Annotated in this window: 16 protein-coding genes; 8 read left to right on the forward strand and 8 right to left on the reverse strand. The window is 55.2% G+C overall.

The genetic code is table 11. From position 1 onward, the window contains the following. Nucleotides 1-55: 55 nt before the first annotated feature. Both ACGY09_RS08560 and ACGY09_RS08565 read right to left on the reverse strand, forming a co-directional pair. Nucleotides 56-1,024, reverse strand: a complete 969-nt coding sequence (locus ACGY09_RS08560; protein ID WP_373650702.1) for an ABC transporter ATP-binding protein — start codon at nucleotides 1,022-1,024, stop codon at nucleotides 56-58. Nucleotides 1,025-1,087: 63 nt separating this feature from the next. Continuing rightward, nucleotides 1,088-3,016 (reverse strand): hypothetical protein, encoded by a 1,929-nt coding sequence (locus ACGY09_RS08565; protein WP_397571221.1) that lies wholly within the window; start codon nucleotides 3,014-3,016, stop codon nucleotides 1,088-1,090. A gap of 382 nt (nucleotides 3,017-3,398) precedes the next feature. On the opposite strand from ACGY09_RS08565, the gene ACGY09_RS08570 reads away from it, so the two are divergent. Next, nucleotides 3,399-3,785, forward strand: a complete 387-nt coding sequence (locus tag ACGY09_RS08570; RefSeq protein ID WP_397571222.1) for a DUF4440 domain-containing protein — start codon at nucleotides 3,399-3,401, stop codon at nucleotides 3,783-3,785. 589 nt (nucleotides 3,786-4,374) lie between these two features. Here ACGY09_RS08570 and ACGY09_RS08575 read toward each other — a convergent pair. Beyond that, nucleotides 4,375-5,283 carry a PQQ-binding-like beta-propeller repeat protein gene (locus ACGY09_RS08575; RefSeq protein ID WP_397571223.1) on the reverse strand — a complete coding sequence of 303 codons (909 nt, stop codon included), beginning with the start codon at nucleotides 5,281-5,283 and terminating at the stop codon, nucleotides 4,375-4,377. 361 nt (nucleotides 5,284-5,644) lie between these two features. On the opposite strand from ACGY09_RS08575, the gene ACGY09_RS08580 reads away from it, so the two are divergent. The 6 genes from ACGY09_RS08580 (at nucleotide 5,645) to ACGY09_RS08605 (ending at nucleotide 12,785) form a co-directional block, all read left to right on the forward strand. Continuing rightward, nucleotides 5,645-7,189: an ABC transporter permease gene (locus ACGY09_RS08580; protein WP_397571224.1), complete on the forward strand. Its 1,545-nt coding sequence runs from the start codon at nucleotides 5,645-5,647 to the stop codon at nucleotides 7,187-7,189. Between the two features lie 232 nt (nucleotides 7,190-7,421). Then, nucleotides 7,422-8,390 (forward strand): nucleoside hydrolase, encoded by a 969-nt coding sequence (locus ACGY09_RS08585; RefSeq protein WP_397571225.1) that lies wholly within the window; start codon nucleotides 7,422-7,424, stop codon nucleotides 8,388-8,390. Between the two features lie 153 nt (nucleotides 8,391-8,543). Further along, on the forward strand, nucleotides 8,544-9,719 hold the full coding sequence (locus tag ACGY09_RS08590) for a hypothetical protein (protein ID WP_397571226.1): 1,176 nt from the start codon (nucleotides 8,544-8,546) through the stop codon (nucleotides 9,717-9,719). Between the two features lie 42 nt (nucleotides 9,720-9,761). Then, nucleotides 9,762-10,508 (forward strand): DNA repair protein RecO, encoded by a 747-nt coding sequence (gene recO, locus ACGY09_RS08595; protein ID WP_373650695.1) that lies wholly within the window; start codon nucleotides 9,762-9,764, stop codon nucleotides 10,506-10,508. Nucleotides 10,509-10,559: 51 nt separating this feature from the next. Then, entirely contained in the window at nucleotides 10,560-12,113 is a 1,554-nt protein-coding gene (locus ACGY09_RS08600) for a tetratricopeptide repeat protein (RefSeq protein ID WP_373650694.1), read from the forward strand. A gap of 18 nt (nucleotides 12,114-12,131) precedes the next feature. Then, nucleotides 12,132-12,785 carry an LptE family protein gene (locus ACGY09_RS08605; RefSeq protein WP_373650693.1) on the forward strand — a complete coding sequence of 218 codons (654 nt, stop codon included), beginning with the start codon at nucleotides 12,132-12,134 and terminating at the stop codon, nucleotides 12,783-12,785. Between the two features lie 184 nt (nucleotides 12,786-12,969). Here the strand turns inward: ACGY09_RS08605 and ACGY09_RS08610 are convergent, their stop codons facing one another. Beyond that, complete coding sequence (locus ACGY09_RS08610) at nucleotides 12,970-14,340, reverse strand: DUF1501 domain-containing protein (RefSeq protein ID WP_373650692.1); 1,371 nt, start codon at nucleotides 14,338-14,340, stop codon at nucleotides 12,970-12,972. A 315-nt stretch (nucleotides 14,341-14,655) separates the two neighbouring features. Between ACGY09_RS08610 and ACGY09_RS08615 the strand changes: the two genes are divergently transcribed. Continuing rightward, a complete protein-coding gene (locus ACGY09_RS08615; RefSeq protein WP_397571227.1) occupies nucleotides 14,656-16,086 on the forward strand; it encodes a DUF1501 domain-containing protein in 1,431 nt (476 codons plus the stop codon). Between the two features lie 81 nt (nucleotides 16,087-16,167). Here the strand turns inward: ACGY09_RS08615 and ACGY09_RS08620 are convergent, their stop codons facing one another. The 4 genes from ACGY09_RS08620 to rsfS all read right to left on the reverse strand — a co-directional run bounded on the left by ACGY09_RS08620 (nucleotide 16,168) and on the right by rsfS (nucleotide 21,784). Continuing rightward, on the reverse strand, nucleotides 16,168-17,460 hold the full coding sequence (locus ACGY09_RS08620) for a PQQ-binding-like beta-propeller repeat protein (RefSeq protein ID WP_397571228.1): 1,293 nt from the start codon (nucleotides 17,458-17,460) through the stop codon (nucleotides 16,168-16,170). 206 nt (nucleotides 17,461-17,666) lie between these two features. After that, nucleotides 17,667-19,898 carry an RND family transporter gene (locus tag ACGY09_RS08625; RefSeq protein WP_397571229.1) on the reverse strand — a complete coding sequence of 744 codons (2,232 nt, stop codon included), beginning with the start codon at nucleotides 19,896-19,898 and terminating at the stop codon, nucleotides 17,667-17,669. A 288-nt stretch (nucleotides 19,899-20,186) separates the two neighbouring features. After that, complete coding sequence (locus tag ACGY09_RS08630) at nucleotides 20,187-21,245, reverse strand: NAD(P)-dependent oxidoreductase (protein WP_397571230.1); 1,059 nt, start codon at nucleotides 21,243-21,245, stop codon at nucleotides 20,187-20,189. A gap of 119 nt (nucleotides 21,246-21,364) precedes the next feature. Further along, nucleotides 21,365-21,784: a ribosome silencing factor gene (gene rsfS, locus ACGY09_RS08635; protein ID WP_397571231.1), complete on the reverse strand. Its 420-nt coding sequence runs from the start codon at nucleotides 21,782-21,784 to the stop codon at nucleotides 21,365-21,367. Between the last annotated feature and the right edge of the window lie 44 nt (nucleotides 21,785-21,828).

The following is a 21,828-nucleotide window of genomic DNA, read 5'->3' on the forward strand; positions in this document are numbered from 1 at the left end:
GCGTTGCGTAATCGAGTAACCAGAGCGTGAGAGGTGTCTCGCCTGCCACCACGAGCTATTTAACCCCTTTGGTAGTCAGATCCATAAACGCATCGTTGAGATGCCGTTTGTCTTCTGTAAACGCAGTAATCGGTGCCCCCAGGTCCAGGATTCCCCGTAGCAGGCTGTTGCGGTCGGTCACCGTCCAGTCGTATGCAACGCGATAATCAGGTCGTCCCTCCACCTGGTCAACACTGATAATCCCGGGCAGTCCCAGGATCTGCTCGGCGATTCCTTCGACTTCAGAATCCAGCGTGACACGCCAGGTCGGATACTCGTTGGAGGAAGTCTGCAAGCCGCTCATCGAACCGCTGTACATCACCTTGCCCTTGTCGATGATCGTCACAGAGTCACACAGCTCGGCCAACTCGGGCAGAATGTGAGAGCTGATGAAGATCGTTTTTCCCATCGACCGCAATGCCTTCAGGATTTCCATGAGTTCAATGCGGGCACGTGGATCGAGTCCGGAAGCGGGTTCGTCGAGCAACAACAGTTCCGGGTCATTGACCAGCACGCGTGCCAGGCTTGTCCGCTGCTGCATCCCCCGAGACAGGCCACTGATCAGATCATTCTTTCGCTTTTCCATATCGGTCAAGGCGAGAACTTCATCAATGACCTGCGTCCGCTGAGCAAAGGGTAAACCGTAGGCAGCAGCGAAGAAATCGAGATACTCGTACACAGTCATCTGCCGGTACGTACTGAAGTGATCCGGCATGAACCCGATTTTACGGCGGACCAGTTTCTGTTCATCGACGACGTCGTGCCCGAAGACTTTCACAATTCCGAACTGCGGCCGGAGCAGGGTGCAGATGATCTTCAGCGACGTCGTCTTTCCGGCACCGTTGGGCCCGACAAATCCATGCAGCGACTGCGGCATCACTTTGAAGCTGACATGGTCTAGAGCACGTCGTCCTTTGTAAGAGTGGACGACATCATCGACTTCAATGACCGGACGCGTTGCACTGCCGTTCGTCGAATTGCTCATGTGAGGGGCTTTCGGCGTTGTCGTGAGTGAGACTGATAAGAACTCAGCTGAAGAATTTGAAGATTATTCTGATACGGGACCGACGGCTGGAATGACACTTTCCTCGGTAGCCGTCAGGTCGATGCAGTAGAGGACCCAACCTTCCTGCTTTCCGAGCAGTGGATTTTGAATGCCGAATTCCGGCGGAATTCGGGCATAGAGAAAGACTCGAACGAGACCGGGTGGAAGTCGATACTGTTCTGCGTCGGAAGTACGGCTGACACTCATGCTGCGAGAGAGAAGTAGATCGAACATCTGCGTGTAGCGTACGCTCACAGGTGTTTGATCCCCATATTCATATCCGTAGTTAAATCCATAGGGATACTGAGTCTGTTTTTCCTGAACCCGCAGCATCCCGACGACGTTCCCTGTCTCAGCCGACATCACCAGTTTACCGTCGTCCCATTTCAGCAGGTAAAACGAATTGCCGATCAGGGCATACTGCTTTTGTACGTCTTCCGGTTTGAGACCGCTGACGTCAATATCCAGCTTCGACAACTGTCTGCCAGTAAACTTCACATCAGTAATTTTGAGTTGCGGCCCTTCGATGGGCATTTTTGCGCGTGCTGCCAGTTCGCGATTCGAGAAGGGAGGAATATCGACTTTGAATAGTGCTTCGGCACCATTGTTGACCTCACCCTTGACCTGCTCATGCTCATTACAGGTCGAGTAGAGTGCCGCGAATGCATTGTGCCGGACATCGTAATATGCACCGGTCGTGACGAAGATGTTCGACCAGCTGCAGACGTCCATCTGTCCCCCGGGCAACGGCTTGGCAATGGCGACGGTATGCACGGCGGTGGCTTCGCCATAACCACGCTGACCAACGTAAGAAAAGAGCAGGCTGAAGAGTGCTACTGTCCCGAGCAACCCCGCATAGACGACCCGAAAATCAGACCATTTTTTCCCCAGCAGGTAACAGCCCGGGAAGATCAGCAGGATGTAGGCCCAGAACATCATGTGGAGCAGGACCCAGTTATGATTTGGCTTGGTCATCTGCTTGAGCTGGGACAGGAACGAGGTCGACTTAAACGGGTCAGTCCCCTCGCTCATGTTATAATTCAAGTTCTGCTGCGGGACGTTCTCCTCAGTTTCCTCCACCCGGTCGACAATATCGTCAGTGCTTTCCGAGTTTGGTGGAAGGTAGTTTTTGGGCAACCCTGCGCAGGCCTGTTTCAGCTCCGCTTCGCTGAACTGCGAGCGGGTGAGAGGCATATACAGCACGCGGCCCGCGCCATATCGCACATCGTCCAGAGGAGTTTTCAGAACGCTCATGGGGCCCGTGAAATCGGGGAATTTTCCGCTGGTGTCGTGCAGGACGACGACAGTTCCGCCGAGATAAAGCCAGTCAAGAAAGGCTTGGCGGCGCGACTCTTCCCAGCGCGGGACGTGGTCAAGGACGACCAGTTGCAGGGCATCCGTCGCAATCACAAACGGCGGGAACAGATTATCAGGCAAGTGGAATTTGATTCCGCCCCCCTTCCCTGAAACCGCGTTTGGGTCATCCAGAATCACTCGCTGATATTTGGCGAAGCGTGGTTCTGGCAGATCGTAATAGCCCCCCTTGTACGAAACTCGCCAGGACTCGCTTCTGTAAGAGCCTTCACTGACGATATACGGGTAAAACTGAACCCACTTTGACGAGTTGGGCGACAGGGTCACGGACTCGACCAGCGTCGCATCCACAGTCCCCGCTCCCCCCAGCGACTTCCGCAGATAGATATTTCCCTCAAAAGGTTGAGGTGTAGGATTGTTCACAAGCACCGACAGGACGTTGAATCGGTGCGGCGCCACCTTGCCGTTGAATCCCCACTTATAGTCGGAAACATCCACTGCGAGTGCCGACGACGAGAAAACTCCCCACGCCAGACTGACACAAATCAGCCACAGGGAGTGGGTTCGTGCCAGCGTTGCCTGTGTGCGCCAGAATCTGGCCGTAGACGATGTTCCCATGTCCTTCCCTTCTGCGCAACAGCACGACACCGCAGTGACAGGTCCCGGCAGCAGCCTCACGCCTCAGCCGCTTCAAGGCATTCCGTCTGAATGGCGATAAGATGACACTAATTGACAAAAATTGAAACAGTATTGGCGACGGAAATTTGTGAGAGTCGAAACCCGACCCCATTTTGAGGGAAAAATGCGTCCGGTCGCTCGTTCCCTGTCGGCAAAAGGTTCATTATGCTGTGTGACCTTAACTCGCATGATCGAGCGAGTCATACGGGGAATGTGGAGACCTGGTGTGGAGAAATTTCAGCACACCCTCTGCGACACCCACGGCAACCTCATCGGGCGGCCGATCGAATGATCCCAATTTTGTACACAAGGAATATGACGGATGTCTGCTGAAGTAGAGCTTCTGGAACTCAGCCAAAAACTGCTGCACGCGATCGATAAAGGGGACTGGGCAACCTACGTCTCGCTCTGCGACGAATCAATCACCTGCTTCGAACCCGAAGCACTGGGGCATCTGGTCACCGGAATGCCTTTTCACAAGTTTTACTTCGACCTGCCCGCCAGCGCCACCAAGCCAGCCAAGCAGTCCTCAATCGCCTCGCCTCACGTCCGCGTGATGGGGGATTCTGCTGTGGTCACCTATATTCGACTCGTCCAGAAGCTCGACGGCAACGGCGCACCTCTGTCAGTGGCCGCTATGGAAACCCGAATCTGGCAGAAGGCGTCCAGTGGCTGGAAGCATGTCCATTTCCATCGGACACCCTGCTGATCAAGCGAACGACTTATGCACAGTTAGGCGGGCTGTTGCGTCTCACGTGCCCGCTTAATGCCGATTGCGACAGTTGATAACGACAAGCAGCCTCCCGTAGTTCGCATTTGACTATGGGAGGCGTCAATTCTGACTCTATGGAAATCATCCGTCAGAACGACCGATCAACCCGTACCGCGACGAGTTCATGTCGGTGGAAAATCGTCGGCCAACCGCATTCGGGATGCTGTATTTGACGACGCCGGACTCGCTCGAGATTTGAATGCGCAATCGCTGCTGAGCAGCGAGCGAATTGATCTATTCTCAGATCGGGGATCTGTGATGCCTAAATTCTCGGGCCGCTATAAGATCGCTGGCTTCATCCTAATTTGGCTGATCGCCATGGTGATCACGAGCAGTATCGCCTCACTGGCGCTTGATCTTCCTGGCAGGCAAGATGATTCTCTGTCAACCTTCGTTGAACGCCTGATCGGAATGCAAGCCGCACAGTTCATCTGGCTGATTTGCTTCCTGATCTCCTATCTCGTTGGACCGATCGTGTTCGTGACTCTCTGTATCCGTTGGCTTGTCACATATTTCAGATGTCGAGCTACTCGATGATCCTGGCCACCGGAAGGCTGTTGCCAAAGCGTCGGAAATCCTTGAATGTCCAGACAACCTTCTTCTGAGGATCGATTTCGACAAGCTGCGGGTTTGCTTCGCCGGCATGGCAGTTGACGATCAGCGTGTTGCCATTGGCGAGTCTCTCCACCATTGTCACCCACGCCAGAGTGATTCCCGGAAGCTCTTTTTCTTCGACCGACCAGACGGTTTTGCCCTGTTTGTCAACTTCGATGACGCGGTGACCATCTCCCATTCCGATCAATGTGTTGCCATTTTTGAGCCGGAGTGCGGAATAGACCTTCGTCCCTGTTTTGTACTCCCAGACGACCTTCCCCTTCTCGTCATATTCTCTGACAACCTGATTGTCCCCTTCGTGTGCGACGAGGTAATTGCCGTTATCGAGCTTGCGAACCAGTCGCGTATCGGTGTGGGGATTTCGATGTTCGACTTGCAGAGGAACTTCTTTGAGAAGTTTGCCCATGGCGTCGACCTCGATGATCCGGGCCGGGCCACTTTCGACGATCATCGTGCTACCATTGGCAAGCCGCTGAAACGCGTGAACTTCGACTCGCTTCCCCTCGTTCCCATTCTGCTTCGCGGCATCGTACTTCCAGACGATTTTATAGTCCGGGGTCATTTCCACGATCTCGGTCCAGTCGGTTTGGAACAGGATGTTTCCATTCGCCAACTTCGCAGCATCATGAATATTGCGAATCGGAGTCTGCCACTCGATGTCCCCTTTTTCGTTTACGATTGCCAACGCTTTCGCAGAGTAATCTCCTACCAGTACTTTACGTGGTCGGCCGGAATGAACCGACGAATTGTCGTCGCCTAGACAATCCCCCGCCAGAATCGCTGAAAAGATGACTGCCAGACTCAACCGGTACAACTGCATTTGAGGTCTCCCTGCGGTGATGAGCACAATCCGATCGACCGATTGTAACCGGATGGGGGGCAGAAGGCTGCTCTCGCCCGCACCCCACGGTCTTAACCGATTATTGGAAGCCCAATCCTGACGTCACCGTCGTCTCCCCTGAAGTCAACAACAAGACTAAATGTCTTAAAAACACAAAACAACTGTTGAAGTATTCCGCCCTTCTGGACACCATGAGATGCGGCCAGCAGAACTTATCTACCCATGTCAGCTGCAGGTGAAGTTGGCGCTGAACTGGACGGCTCGGCCTCCGTCGCCCGGTACAACTGAGGTCGGATTGAAGACTGCCGAGAAGTACCCTTTCCGTCGATGGGAGTCTTGCATGTTCCACGGCGCTTTCGCACTCCTTGAACGGTCACTGCGGATTGATGCCCGCAACTGGCCGACGCACCTGTGTCGTTTGGGGTTGGTGGGATCAATCTATGTTTCTCTCTGTTTTGCGTTGTCAACGCAGAACAGGTTTGGGGCTCCCGGTCTGCGTTTCTTTCAGGGGATCGCGTTTCTGGATCTGGCCTTCATCACGTTACTGGGACTCAGTTATTTCTCAACATCCATTACTGAAGAAAAAGAAGAGGATACCCTGGGACTGATGCTGATGGCGGGTGTCAGTCCGCTTGGAATCCTGGCAGGCAAGTCCATCGGGCGATTCTGGCAGGCAATCCTGCTTGTAGCAGCACAGTACCCCTTTATGTTGCTTTCCGTCACAATGGGGGGAGTCACAACACTGCAAGTCCAGGCCATCACGCTGGCTCTGGTCGCTTATATGGTTTTTCTCGCGGGGATGGGGCTTCTCTGTTCCACTCTGGCATCTCGAAATCGAACCGCCAGCTCGATGATGATTGTCGGCCTTTCGATTTACTTCCTGGTCCCGCTCATCGCGAAGCTGATTCTCATTAAGCTGGCGAAGAGTACGATTCAGGGGGTGACCGCTACCACCTCGATTTCGATGTGGAGGGCGTTCCTGGAAAGTATGGAAAACCTGTGTATCTTTTTAAAAATGGGGGAAATCCTCACCACAGGTTTCGGCCAGTCGATCTGGAGCTTCCAGGTCATCTCGAACGTCTTGCTGGGATTCGTCCTGTCTGGTCTGGCCTGGTTGCTGTTCGGGACCGCCTCCTTAGCCACATCAACCGAAGCATCATCCCGGGGACTCGTGGCACGCCAGCGAGCCTTCTTGCAATTCAATGCCGGACGGCCGTGGCCAAATCCCTTTGTCTGGAAAGATTTTCATTTCGTGTCAGGAGGAATCGGCACGATCTTCGTCCGATTTGGGTTCTACTTGAGTCTATGCTTGATTGTTTTTGGATTCGACCATTTTCTTGACGCTTCGTTCGGCCCGAATGGGGCAGTTGGTCTTTGCCAAATGCTCCTGTCGCTGGCGATTGCGATCGACGCTGCGATGGCCCTGGCGCAAGCCATGCACAACGAAATTCGTAGCCAGACGTTAGCCGCACTGCTGATGTTGCCTCAGTCACCTGTCAGGATTGTCTATTCCAAATTTTTGGGATCCCTCCTGGGATGGTTTCCCGGCCCGCTGGTACTCCTGACCGTCACGCTGACCACCGTATCGGGAAGAAGCGACTTCTACAGCTTACTGCAGAACGAACATGGCGGCTGGTGCGTCGTTCTGTTGTTCCTTTTGCCACCGCACTTCGCTCCACTTGCAGCACTGATTGTCAGGTGGGGCGCCGTCGCGGTCGCCTTCGGGCTGACGATTGGAGTTTACTTTGGAATTATCATGGGAATAAGCCTGTTTCGCGGCCCTTCCGACGCATTTTTCGCTTCGGCTGCCCTGGTGATGACGACTCTGTGTGTCGTGTGTCACCTGTTACTCCTGGTTCGAATTCAAACACTGGCGATGAAATGACTTGATTCAACGCAAGCCACAACAAGGGATTGAACGGTTCAGCGCGACGGCCTACGATCTGTGCACAACGGAGCCGTTGCCCCGGCAGCGACACAGGGCCAACAATTGGTCGGTGCGGCGATGGTGCTCAGACGACTGCACGCGGGACCTTGAGTCCCCTTTTTCTCGGGACGTGCAAGTCTGACGGCGAGAGTTGAATGGCAAACCAGCCTCATAGGAAGAGACATGATCCATGCCACAGAAAATCATCATTGATGCGGATCCAGGAATCGGAGATGCGCTGGCCATTGCGCTGGCATTGGCGGATCCCGATCTCGACGTCATCGCACTGACTGCGGTCGGAGGGACCGTTTCTGCAGTACAGGCAGGCAGAAATCTGCAAGCGATTGTGGAAGCTCTCGATCCGCCCAAGTGGCCCCGGATCGGCCAGGCCGAAGCAGCACAGCGGATGCTCGAAGCCGAATCCGTCGACCCCAGTCCCGAATGGCTGAATCAGCAACGGCTCCTCCACGGACCAGATGGCTTAGGCGAACTTCCCGTCGCTGTCGCTGATCTCCATCATCCCCGCGACGCTGCAAAGCTCATGACGGAACTCGCTCGGGAATTTCCCGATGAGATCACTCTCCTGACACTGGGACCGCTCAGCAACGTGGCACTCGCAGCTGACCGCGACGCCAGTTTTCTCGGCAGTCTTCGAAGTCTGGTTTGCCTGGCCGGGACCGTCACCAGCGAAGGAGACGTCACCGCGGTCGCCGAATTTAATGTGTTCCATCATCCCGAGGCGGCCAAGGTGGTCCTGAAATCGCCAACAATGAAGCTGATCGTCCCCCGCGACGTCAGTCACCGGGCGATGCTGACCTTCGATCAACTGGACCGACTCAATCTGTCGGAATCGAATCGTTACGGTGCCTTCCTGCGTCATCTCCTTCCCTTCTCGATGCGGGCTCACCGTCAATATCTTGGAGTAGAAGGTGTCTGGTTACCCGAGATCACGGCACTGTCCGCAATCTCGCAACCCAGGCTTTTCAAGCGAGCCACATTGTCCGTCGATGTCGAAACCGAAGGACAACTGACCCGGGGAATGACAATTTTTGATCGCCGGCACCGACCCGCCTGGCACAACAACGTGGACGCCCTGACGGAAGTCGATGCCCAGGGGGTACTTGACTATTTCACCCAGATGCTGAAGAAAGCCGCTTAACGTTTCTCTCGGGAGCCCGACGAGCAGAAGAAGACCATACTTCACCTGGAATCGACTCGAGTCAGAAACGCTCAACGGCTGTCGTGATCAAGATTGCAAAAGGAAGGCAGTCTCGGGCCAGGAATCATCCCCCGAGTTATTAAGGGAATAAGAATGCCTCGTGACGTTTCTGTCGGTCGATACCCTTTCCTGCGGCAAATGCGCGCATTCCAACTGCTGCAGGCAGCGCGCATCGCCCTGTCGCCGGGTTCAATCGCGATCTCGATGGCGGCGACGTTTCTCTTCTTCGCCGCTCAATGGCTGGCAGGCGACGTTGTCAGAACGGCTGATTCGGTCGATGTCCCTCGCATCGCAATCGAGCAGACTAGCACGGGTGAATTGATCGAATCCCATGTCGCCCTGCCGAACAGGTCTCAGATCGTTGCCCGTGCTTTCACGCTGCAGTCATTCCTGTGGCCCTGGACGAGCGTCTTTCATCCTGCCAGGACCATACTTTCATCTGATGTGAGTTGGGGCTATCGGACAAAGGCTCTGTTTTCGTTCGCTTTCGCCCTCGGCTTGTGGTCACTGGCGGGTACCGTGATCTGTCGTCGCGCTGCGATCCTGTTCGGCGGCCACCGCGAATCTTCCATCCAGGCGGCTCTTCAATACAGCGTGCGACGGTGGTATTCGGCGATCATGGCCCCCCTTACGCCGCTGTTCGCGACGCTCATTGCCGGGCTTCTCATCGCAATCATCGGACTGATTGGGCGGCTTCCTTGGGTTGGTCAGGCCTGGCTGTTGCTGAGTTCACCCTTCATTCTCATTCTGGCTGGCGCAATGGCATTTCTGCTGCTCGTGACCACTGTAGGCTGGCCCCTGATGGTCGCTGCTGTGGCGACGGATGACTGCGACAGCTTCGGTGCGTTGAGTCGAGCCTACAGTGGAATGACTTCAAAACCCTGGTACGTCTTAAGTTTCATCGCAGTCAGTTTCGGAGCAGGCACCGTATTGATATCGCTCGCCCATCTGTTCGCGGACACGACAATCTGGTGTGCCCTGTCGAGCGCCGCCTGGGGTAGCGGCAATGAGCGAGCCACCTCTGCGCTCTTCTCGCCACTCTCGTTCCTGCTTCGCCTGGCAGTCGGTGCCGTCGGCAGCAGTTTTTTCTGGTCTGCAGCAACGATCAGCTATCTACTGTTGCGGCAACAGGTGGACGGTGTACCCATCGATACTGTGGCAGTCGACGATGAAGCGAGACCGGCTCGTGAACCACTTCCGGTCGTAGGGATCCCCGCCACCGATGTTCGCGCCGATCTCAATGGTGAATCGTTCTCGCATCGAAACTGATCTCACAAATTGACGGACCACTTGAGAGAAGAACGCGGACCGATGTCGAGCGAAAAGTCAGAGGGACTACTGTTACGGGTCACAGACTACAGCGAATCCAGCCGGATCGTCGTCATTTTTACGCGTGACTTTGGCAAGATATCGGCGTTGGCGAAAGGGGGGCGAAGGCTGAAAGGGCCGTTTGAATCCGCTCTTGACCTTCTCTCGACATGTCAGATAGTCTTCCTCCGCAAGAACACGTCTGGTTTAGATCTCCTCACTGAAGCCAAACTCGTTACGCGGTTCCACCCTCAAGAACGTGATTTAGCCTGCCTTTACGCTGGCTATTACCTGGCTGAAATCCTGTTAGCACTCACTGAAGATTACGATCCACATCCTGTTTTATATTCCGCCGCGCAAGATGCTCTGAATCTGTTTCAGAATTCAGAAACCATGTTGCTCGGTGTGATCCGTTTTGAACTTGTTTTACTGCGAGAAATTGGGCAACTGCCAGATCTGGAAAACTGTGTCGCATGCGGCGCGGAACTGACAGCCGGCAGAACGTTTGGGTACTGGGTCTCGGAAGGGGGACTCATCTGTCCGGATTGTCAAAGAGAGGGATACACACAAATCGCTGTTCACGCAGGTGCCGCCGCTGCAATGCGGCTGCTGTCGAGTGAGAGTGAAACCGACTGGAAACGACTGAATCTGACACCGGCTCAGCTCAAAGAACTGAAACGGATTACGACGTCAGCCATCTGCCACGTCATGGGCAAACGGCCAAAAATGTTGAAATACCTCGACCACTAATACAGCGAGCACTCAACCAGCCGACCGGCTGCGTCTCGGTCATGGACGACCATGGACAACACAACCATCTATCGCCGGATCTTAAGCACACGCAGACCATGGGTCTGTGGAGTCGTGTTGTTCGTACTGATTTCAGGCTGCGCTACCCCATGGGAAAAATCGGCGCTGCTGAAAGAAACGTATCCGAACATCGACCGCGTCCAGGGGCCGACAGAACGAGCTCTACGCAATGTCTTCCGCAGACAGAAAGAAGAGAGCGACGAAGAGGAGCTGTCACTTTCCGGCAAGTCGCTGAAGCCGATCGCGGGTACCGAAGAATACCTGGCCGCCACTGAACTCTATAAAGAAGAGAAGTTCCTTGAAGCCCAAAAGGCGTTCAAGAAGGTTGGCAAGAAATTCAAGAAGAGCGAAATTCGCGAAGATGCCCTGTTTATGGAGGCCGAGGCGGCCTGGCAACTCGACAACTACTCCCGTGCTCACGACATCTACGCCGTCCTGCTGAAAGAATATCCTTCGACACGCCACCTGAATGTGGTGAGCGAGCGCATGTTCAAAGTCGGCCGCCTCTGGCTCGACTTTCCGGAAGTGGCAAAACTCGATGAAATCGAACAGGTCAATTTCGAAGACCCGAACAAGAAACTCCCCTCCGAGGAAAAGCCGCACACGGCGAAATCTCGATTCGTCTTTGTCCCTAATCTGACGAACAAGAAAGAACCGTTGTTCGACACACCCGGAAACGGTGTGGCCGCACTTTCCGCCGTCTGGATGAATGATCCGACCGGGCCGCTGGCTGACGACGCCATGATGCTGGTCGCCAGTTACCACGCGAGAAAAGGGAACTATATCGAAGCGGATCGCTACTTTCAGATGTTGCGCGAGACGTTCCCTAACAGTCCGCACGTGCAGAACGCATTCCTTCTGGGCTCCCACGTCAAGCTGATGTCCTATCAGGGCCCCGACTACGAAACACGCACCCTGGAAGAAGCTCAGAAGCTCAAAGAGGCAACGGTCAGACTGTATCCAAATCTGCCTGAGAAAGACCGGATTCAGAGCGAACTGGCACGAATCGAAGATGCCAAGGCACTCATTGACTGGTCACAGGCCAAGTTCTGGTTGCGTAAAGGAAACAAGAAAGCCGCAGCGATTTATTGCCATCAGGTGATCGATAAATTCCCCAATTCTCAGTACGCGAAACTCGCTCGCGCCAAACTCGTCGAACTTGGCCCTGAATATGCCAGTGGCGCCGCGTTCCTGTCGCCCATCGATCAGAAGAAGACCACGGTCTTTGACAATATTGTCCCTAAAAATTTCACATATCGCCTGAAGAACTATCCACTTGTCGGTGGGCCACGCAGCAAGACGGCAAAGTCGACTGGTACGGCTCCGAAACGCCTTTCGGAAACATCCGAAGACGAGGCGGAGGACGAAGTCGTTGAAGACGAAGAAATGTACGAAGAAGAAGCTCCAGCCGAAGAGCCGGTGAATCCGCCTCGACGCAGAAACAGCTGGGGGGACGATGACCAGACGCCCGACAGATTGCCTCCGGGATCTGAATCGGAAGCCCGTGAAATGGAACCGAATAAGCCTGGGCGAGCACGCCTCTAGAAATCGTGAAATCCAGCGATGAATAACGAACCAACCATTGCGCCCCGCAGTACCTGGATGACCCCACATCCGGCTGGGATGATCGTTGTTCGCGAACAGGCTTCCCGGTCAGACGCTCATCATTTGGATGGCGAGCGGAGATGCGGTATCCGCGTGACTTCACGCAACTGGAACTGGTTGAGTGTGGTGCTGGCAATGTTGGTGTCCGGCTGTGGTTACACGGTCGGCAATGACTTTCGAACCGACATCAAGTCGGTTGCAGTCCCGATTTTCGAAAACACCACGAATCGACAGGGGATCGAGTATCAACTGACGGAAGCGGTCCAAAAGGAAATCACAAAACGTTCGCATTATCGACTATCGAAAGGTCGAAATGCCGATACGCGATTGACCGGCAAGATCGTTGGATTTCGAAAAGATGTCCTGGGGGAAACAGCTCAAGACGACCCTCGCGAACTGCAAATCACGCTGATGGTTCAGGTTCGCTGGGAAGATTTGCGAACAGGCGAACTGATCGCTGAGCAGGAATTGCCGCTCACGCCCGAGCTCATTCCGCTGACGGGCCAGGCCGAGTTCTCTCCCGAATTGGGGCAATCTCTCGCGACAGCTATGGAAGACAACCTCAATTCCATGGCGCGCAAAATCGTCAACCTGATGGAAGTTCCCTGGTAACCATCGACTAGACTTCGAACGCGTTACCCGCCGCTTGAGTGCGGCCATGCTGAAGTGATGACATCCGTCAGACCCAGCCCGCGACTTAGCCCTCACATCGAATGGTTCTCACTCGCCATTCGTGCCCTGCGACTGGACGCGGCAAAGCACTGGCCCTGAACGCGAAAAGTCGTTCCATCAAACTTTATGCTCGAGTCAGTTCGGGAATTGCCTCTCCGTTCTCGACGATCGGAACCGGACGACCAGCAAAGTTGAGGATCGATGCGTGCTTGTAATCGATCCCCAGGTGTCGATAGATCGTAGCCAGAAAGTCGGCAGGACTGACTCGACGCGAAACCGGATTTTCACCTCGCGCGTCCGTTGCTCCGATAATCTGCCCCGTGCGAATTCCACCACCTGCGAAGAGCATCGAGTTGGCATTCGGCCAGTGATCACGCCCCGGTTGAACCGTTCCCGCAGGAGCACTCGCCACACCTCCGCCGCTGCTGGCGACATACGAGATCCGCGGTGTCCGACCAAACTCGCCGGTCACGATCACCATCACACGGCGATCGAGCCCGCGAGCGTAGACATCTTCAATCAGAGCCGAGACAGCCTGATCCAATGTCGGTAGACGAAAACTCAATGCATCGAAGACATGCTGGTTGACCGCGTGATCGTCCCAGTTCTGAACGCGCCCGCACAGAGGGCCGTCAAACTCGGTCGCCACGATATCCACCCCCGCTTCCACCAGACGTCGCGCCATCAGGCATTGCTGTCCCCACTGATTGCGACCATAGCGGTCTCGCACCGAGTCGGGTTCGAGCGAAAGATCAAACGCCGTCCTCGCTGCGGGGTTCGTCAAAAGATTGATGGCCTGTTCATCAAACTTATCGATGGCGTCCATCACACCGGACTGATCAACCCGCCGCAGCATGCGATCAAGATTCGCTTTCAGCGATGAACGCGAATTTAGCACGTGCAAAGCGCTCTCATCCCGCATGCCGATATTGGGGACTCGGAAATCGGGTGCGTTGGGATCGCCGACGACCTTGAATGCTTCCCGCGAAGGGCCGAGATACGTCGGTCCTGCAATCGTAAAGTTGTCGTAATTGTCTATCGGATTGACAGCAACGTAGTTTGGAATCCCCCGTTTGGGATCGGAGAGAAAACTGCTGGCGACGGTCATCCAGTCGGGCAGAATCGGAACAAGTTTGTCTTGGGGATCTGTGTCACCGGCCAGCACCTGAAGTGAACCTGCGGGATGTCCACCTCCCGTATGCGCCACCGATCGCAGCAGTGTGTATCGGTCAGCAATTCGTGAAAGCAGTGGGAGGTGTTCCCCGATTTCGATCCCCGGAACGTTCGTCGAAATCGGTTGGAACGGTCCGCGATAATCGAGCGATGCTTCGGGTTTGCAGTCAAACGTTTCCAGATGACTGGCCCCGCCGCGCAGCCAGACCAGAATAATGGCTGGACGATCCCCCGAGGTCGACGTCGTCGCAGGTTCAGCGGCGGTCGCCTGAAGCCTGAGAATGTCGCTCAGGGTCAGGCCAGCAAAACCGGTTAATCCCATGCGGAGAATTTCACGCCGCGTGGGTTTCGGGCCGTTACAGCGAGAACGAGGCGAATTGGGCATATTGCTTGTTGTCTTGCTGAAAGTTCACGTAGCTCGCCGCTGAAGTGCTGCGGGAGTTTCTCTATTTTGATTATTTTATCGTCGTTGGGCTGTCTTGCTCTTCAATTCCCACTCTTCATCGACTTTCGGGAAGAACTCCTTAGCCCCAACCGCGCATAGTTCGATGCGAATTCACTGGATGAACCCCGCACAACAAGTATAATCAAAACCTATTGATGCGTACAGATCGGTCCCTCTTGCGGCGAGATCCCCATGCTGAATCTGCTTGGAAGTCCGCGTCGTTGTTGTGATGGTATTACACGCCGGCAGACCCTGAAAGCCGGGGCACTTTCCGCATTAGGTGGTTTCGGACTTCCACAGATTCTGGCTGCCGAAAATGCAGGTCTGGTACACGACGCCAAAGCGAAGAACGTCATTTTCATTTTCCTGCTGGGTGGCGCTGCAACTCAGGACATGTACGACCTGAAGCCGGATGCCCCCGCCGAGGTCCGGGGGGAATTCAAGCCGATTCCCACATCGGTGCCGGGAATCAATGTTTGCGAGCACCTGCCGCAGTTCGCTCAGTGGGCTCACCAGTTTGCGTTCATCCGGTCGGTGAACCACAAGGCGGGTTGTCACAACTGCCTTCCCTGTTTTACCGGTTACGACATGCTCCCTCCTGACCAACACCCGCGCGAAACCGATCCCCCCAGTATCGGATCCGTGCTGCAATATCTAAGCGGCGCGCAAGCAGAATTGCCCCAGTACGTCTACATGCCGAATTGGCTCGGCTGGGGTCAGGCATTTCGCCGTGCTGGACCGTACGGCGGATTCCTGGGGAAGCGTTACGACGCGCTGACGACCGAATGTCAGCCCTATTACGACAAGACCTCTTTTGACCCGCTTCCAGGGAATCCACAGATTGTTCGAGGCGAGCCCGTCCTGCCCAGCACATCGCTCCAGGAGGGAATGACCATTGATCGTTTGAATCAACGGCGGTCACTACTGAATCAGATTGACGAGGAACGACGGCGAGCGGACCAGATCCTCACTGCCTCTACCTTTCAGCGGAATCAGCAGCAGGCGTTCGATATCCTGACGTCATCGAAGATGCGACGGGCCTTCGATCTGACACAGGAAGACCCTCGAATTGTCGAGCGCTATGGACGAACCCTTTTCGGAAATTCGACCCTCATCGCCCGCAGGCTGATTCAGGCCGGTGTCCGTTTCGTCAACGTCACCTGGGACTTGTACTGGGGTCCCGTCAATGTCGATTACGATGCCTGGGACACACACACCAACAATTTCAATATCCTGAAGCAGAATAAACTACCCGGGTTCGATCAGACGATTTCCGCCTTAATGCAGGACCTGCAGTCCAGCGGACTGATGGACGAAACGCTGGTCGTGATCACGAGCGAAATGGGTCGCACTCCTCGAATCAATGGTAATGCCGGGCGCGATCACTGGACGAACTGCTTCGGATCCCTGCTTGCGGGAGCTGGCATCAAGGGGGGAACCATCCATGGTTCTTCTGACTCTCAGGCGGCCTACGTGAAAGATAAACCCGTCCGCCCCGCCGATCTGATTGCGACGATCTACCAGACCCTGGGGATTGACCCCGAACGAAGAGTTCCCGATCACACAAACCGCCCCGTCGAAATCTCGCAAGGGGGTGTCCCTATCAGTGAAATCCTGGCGTAAAGAATCAACAATTCGACACTGTTGAACCGGGTCGCAGGCCGGTGTCGTCACTGCGGATCTGTCCTGCCGTGTAGAGCCCCCTCAATCGACGACGCGGAAACAGGCGAGATTTCCGAGGCGGTCACGGCAAAAGATGCGGCCGCCGGACATGACAACGTGGGGCCAGGCCTCAGTTCGGAAAAGTCGCTCCTGAACCGAAAGTTCGACATACTCTTCAGGCGATCGAACCGCCGTTTCGACGAGAGCCAGCCTGCCGTTGAAACCATAGACAATCAGGCGGTCATCACTGGTGACAATACAGGAACCGGGATCACTGAAGCTCCCCCCTTCCCATTTCTGCTCGCCCGTCTCCCAGTCCAGGCATCGCAGACGTTGCCACGTAAAGTAGACAAAGCCCTTGTGAATAATTGGGGTGCAAACTTTTGAGGAATAGTCCGCTTCCCAGACTTTTTCGATCCCGCTGAGGGTAACCTTCAATCGACAGATCGACTTGTGATTGTACTGCGAGGTAATCAGCAAATTGTCTTCGTGGACCGCCAGTGAAGCGACGTTATTCGCGAAGTCAGTAATCCAGGGATAAGTTCCGACAGTTTTTCCTTCGTGCCCCTCGTCCAGGCGGATGACGACCAGTCCATTGACGGTGAACAGCCCCACGCAAGGAACGGATTCGACAGTGATCAGCACCGGCCCGCCGTTGTGCCCAGCGGGGTCGACGCACTCCGAGGACCAGATGAGCTGTCCGGTTCGCTTGTCGAAGGCTTTGAGGCATCCCGAGTCGGCACCGACTTCGACCAGCAACCAGTCACCATGCACGAGCGGGCTTGATGTATAACCGTAGTCGCGCTGAGGAGCACGCGTCAGCCGAGGCCTTTTCTTGACGTGGTAAGTCTCGTAGAGGTTAATCTCCCACACCGTTTTTCCACTGTTTCGGGTGTCACGGCAGATCAGATCTCCGTCAACTCCCAACGTATAAATAAACTTTGTCTCCGAATCATATTCGGGAGTGGAACAGGCCCCCGAATACATTCCCTCATCACCGTCGTGAAAACGCCCCCATTGCGGGGCAGGGCGTGCGACAGACCAGACCGTTTTTCCAGTGGCGGCGTCCAGACATCGCAGCGTGTCGTTCCCTTCGGCCCAGCCCAGCGCGAAAACAGACGGACCGACCACCAGCGGCGAACTGGCTCCCTCCCCGACTTCCAGGGTCCAGTCAGGCTTGTCGGCAAGCCAGGTCTGACCGTTCCATCCTGACTTCTCATTGAGATGCCCATTCCGATAGGGACCGCGCCAATGTGGCCAGTCGTCGGCGATCAGCCCCGCCTGAATTGTCAGAACGATCGCTACCGCCACTCGTGTCGCCAGGCTGTTATCCACCAGAAAAGCTCCTTTGACAGCTCATTTTCGGGAACGGGATAGTCTAATCCGCATCAGGGATCACATCATTGGCCGCGTAGCCTCAGAATCAACAGGCACGAAAACCGGATGGACCCAAACCAGGGCAGCGGCGCACCGGACACACTCGCCGCGACCAGAGATCAGGAATGAATCGCCTCACACTACGCGTTTCGGCAGGGCAATGATTACAAACTGGAAGCGGGACTCGGCTCATCTGCCTCGGGAACTGCCTTCTCGAAGCGCTCTCCCAATTGCAGTAAGAGTGGCAACAGGAGCAGATTGACGGCAAGCCCTCCTGCAATGGCAACACTGACAATCACACCAAAGTAAATCAGAGGGACAAAGTGAGACGTTGCCAGAACGAGGAAGCCAACAATCAATGCAATGTTCGAATAGAGGAGCGGTTGGCGCACTTCGGATTGAACGTGATGGAGTGATGTCGGAAAATCAAGCCCCGACCGACGGGCACGCAGAAATGCGGAGAGGTAGAAAATGCTGTCATGGATCGTCAGTCCCATCGTATCGCTGGAAATCATTGCCGTTCCGATATTCACCGGGAAACCCAGCCATCCCATCCCCCCCAACAGGAGCACAATGGGAATGATGTTGGGGACAAGTGAAACAAAGCCCATCCAGAGACTGCGATAGGCCACCGACATCACGGCAATCAGGCAGGATCCCCCCAGCATGATATCAGTCCATTGATCTGCCAGCAGACTTTCAATCAGAAACGTCAGCAGCACGAACAGCCCGGTCACTTTCGCCTCAGGAAATTCCGTCTGCGCGAGCGTTTTGACTCGTTCGATCAGTTGTTGCTTTGCTTCCGATGATTGACGTTCGTACGCACGCAGCATGATCCGCATTCGCCCTGCTTCGGCGTTGTACAAACTGGGAATAAATTCCGGTTGTACTCGGTTCAAGTGATTGGCTTTCGCCTCGGTTGTTCCAGCGAGCAAGGGAATCGTGGGAATTAACTCCAGACCATCCGTCACCGCCAGAACTTTAGTCAGAGCAGGACCGTCCTCTCCCGGGATTTCACGTAGCGACTGTGCCAGTCGAGCGACCTTCTCAAGGTGCTCATCGTTCAGGGAATCAGGTGCAGGAAAATTGACTTCCCAGGCACCGGTTCCTCCTAACCGTGTCTCAATAAAATCCAGACCACGAACCACGGGACTTGTCGCTCGAAAATTCTTGCTGAAGTCGGTTTCGATCTTCAGCCGGAACAGTCCCATCACGCCCCACGCCATGAGAATTGCGCATGTGATCCAGACATGATAGGGATGCAGCAGAACCCATTTGGCAAGCCCCTCAAGAGATTGGTTCATCTGACGATCGCCACGAGGTTTGCGGAGCGTTCCTCCCTCGGCCCCCAGCAGAAAACCAGCGGGCAGAACAAGGATCATGGCCACCAGCACGAACAACGAACCAATCACCATTGTCAGGCCAAACGAACGGACCGGGTGCAGCCGACTGGATAATTGGGCGCCGAAGCCCACGGCCGTCGTCAGACAAACCCAGAAAATGTCCATTCCAATGACGTGGAGCGTCTGCCGAAACGCGTTCACTCGATCCGCCTGCTCGCGCATTTTCCGATAGTAAAGCGACATGTAAACAACGGTCGAGACGCCGACAATGGTGACGAGAGACCCCAGGATCGAGCTGACCATGCTCAACTGCATACCGCTCTGGAACAGCACGGCTTTCGTCCACAGGATGGCACACTGCACGATAACGAAAGGCAGGATAATTGACCGAAGGCTGCGAAGGAAAAACAGAATTACGAGGATGAGCAATACAGACGCGGCCCAACCCATCCACTCTCCATCTTCCTGGGCATAGCGGAACATGTCATGAACCAGAACCGGTTCACCAACGACGTACGTCGGCAGGGGCTGTTCATTCGCAATTTTCTGAATCTGAGCGAGGGACTCATCCCGGGTTACGGGAGATTGGCTCGGTTCTAGTAATCTGACCGCGACCGCAGTCGTCTGATTGTCATCTCCGAGCAATATTCCCCGGCTGAAGTCAAGCAGTTCTTCACGCCTGTGCTTCAGGAACGGAAGCCGTTCCATCGCGAGAGTGCGATCGAGACTTTGAACGCTCCCTTCCACAACACCGGGAACCTGTTCAAGTCGGTTCGCCAATTCCTCCAAGCGGGTCTGTGCGTCATCTGAGAACAGATCCGGATCACTGTAAGCGACGAAGACAAATTCGTCCCCTCCGAACCAGCGTTTCCCTTCAGAATAGTCCTGCAAACGGACGTTCTTCGCCGCATAGAGCGACTCGATGGACTGGTCGAATGCCAGCCGACTCGCCGGGCGAATGGCGAGCACTGTCAGTAGAAATGCGATGCCCACCAGGAACCGATGTCGGTGGATCAGGAATTCCACCAGCAGGTCAAATCCTCGACGCGGCATCAAAATTCTCTCGTGAAAAGTGCGATCAGCCTCTGGCGGTGTGCGGCAGGACTTCAACAGACTTCCTCGTTTCAGTCCGGTTGTCCTTCGCTCGTTATAGCAAAGCGGTCTGCACTCTTCATGCGACTAACTCGTCATGCGACTCACTCGCAGGGGGGCCCCATGAATCGAAGGCGGATGGGGTTATCCGAGCTGGACAACTCCATCACGCCTTCGGATCGGGCGCGCTGGCGCGGATCATGGCCGTCGCCACCAATTTATCCAGCATGCATCCAGCTCAGGAAGAAGCTAAGAGGACCGGCTCGAATTTGCCGCCGCGCAGTGATGCTGTTCCAGCTTTCGAACCAGCTCAATGCTCGTCAGGACATCGCGGTTGACGATGTGCGCCGGAGTTCGTCCGCTGGCCACGTCGATCAGACTCTGACAGGCACTGCGTCCCATATTCTGGAAGCACTCGTCAGTCCAGCAGATGGCATGTGGTGAAAGAATAACGTTATCGAGTGCGAGCAGCGGGTCGTCTGGCGGGATGGGCTCCACATCAAACACGTCGAGTCCCGCTCCCGCGATTTGACCACCGGCCAGTGCCTGCACCAGTGCAGTCTGCTCGACAATGGGTCCTCGCGCCACATTGATGAGGTAGGCATTGGGCTTCATCAACCGAAGTCGGCTTGCATTGAGCAAGTGCTTCGTTTCCGGAGTCAATGCACAGCAGACAACCACGTAGTCCGACTCTCGCAGCAGCGTATCCAGCGACACCAGTTCCACACATTCCACCGGCGCATTCAGGTAGGGATCAAAACCAAGGTGACGCATTTCGAACGGCGAGGCGAGGCGGAAAATCTCACGGCCGATGTTCCCGACACCAATGACCCCCAGCGTCCTTCCACTGACACCTTGCCCCATGTGGTTAAGTTTGTCGTGCCACTGTCCGGCACGGGTCAATCGGTCTTTAATCAGCAGCTTGTGAGACAGTGCGAGCAGCAGGGTCATCGCTGAAACCGCGACGGGACGCCTTACGCCATCCGGTGTGATCGTCAGCATGACGCCTGCGTCAGTACAGGCAGACACATCGACGTTGTCATAGCCAACCCCGAACCGGGCGATGATGCTGAGCTCCCGGGCCCCTTTAAGAGTCTCAGCCGTGATTTTTGGTGAAAGGGCCAGCAAACCGTTCAGGCCAGCGATCTGCTCCGGACCGAGAACCGGTCGATGTTCGGCAAGAAATTCCCAATGGATGTTCGGTGCGTCATCCAGTAAGGACAGTCCAATATCGCCGAAGCCAATTGTCCCATCAGGTTTGAGAAAATCGCGAGTCAATCCGATCCGGAAGGGTGCAGCAGCCGTCATGGTCTCATCCCCGGGAGTCGCCACTCGGGGGAGATTCTCTCCGGAAAATCCCCCACCAACTCATGTCGCACAGGCTCAGGAAGTCATCCTACCAGACTGATCAGCAGAGGGACATCGAATTAACGAGGAGCTGCCGCGACGACGGCTCGCCAGTCAACCCGCTTCGAGTCGGCCCAAAGTCCTTCCAAGTCGTAAAGCTCGCGCGCTTCTGGCAGAAATGAGTGCAACACGATGTCGCCCCAGTCCTGCAGAATCCAGGAACTCTGCTCGTATCCTTCGGTTGCGGGTGGTTTGTGTCCACGAGCTTTCATCTGCACCCGGACTTCGTCACTGAGTGCATGCATCTGGCGCGTACTGGTTCCGGTCGTGATCACGAAGAAGTCCATGATCGGTGTGACACCGGTCAAGTCGAGTACCACCGTATCCTTACCGCGATACTCTTCGCACAGTTTGGCTATGTGGCAGGCATCTTCCAGACTGCGCTGCAATCGATTTTTTGAACTGGGGGTAGAGACGGCGGCAGAAATAGCAGACTCCAAAGTTCATTTCGCGGGTATGGTTGTTCAGTCACTTGTGCGAGGAA

The sequence above is a fragment of the Schlesneria sphaerica genome (assembly GCF_044336245.1).
GTDB lineage: Bacteria > Planctomycetota > Planctomycetia > Planctomycetales > Planctomycetaceae > Schlesneria > Schlesneria sphaerica.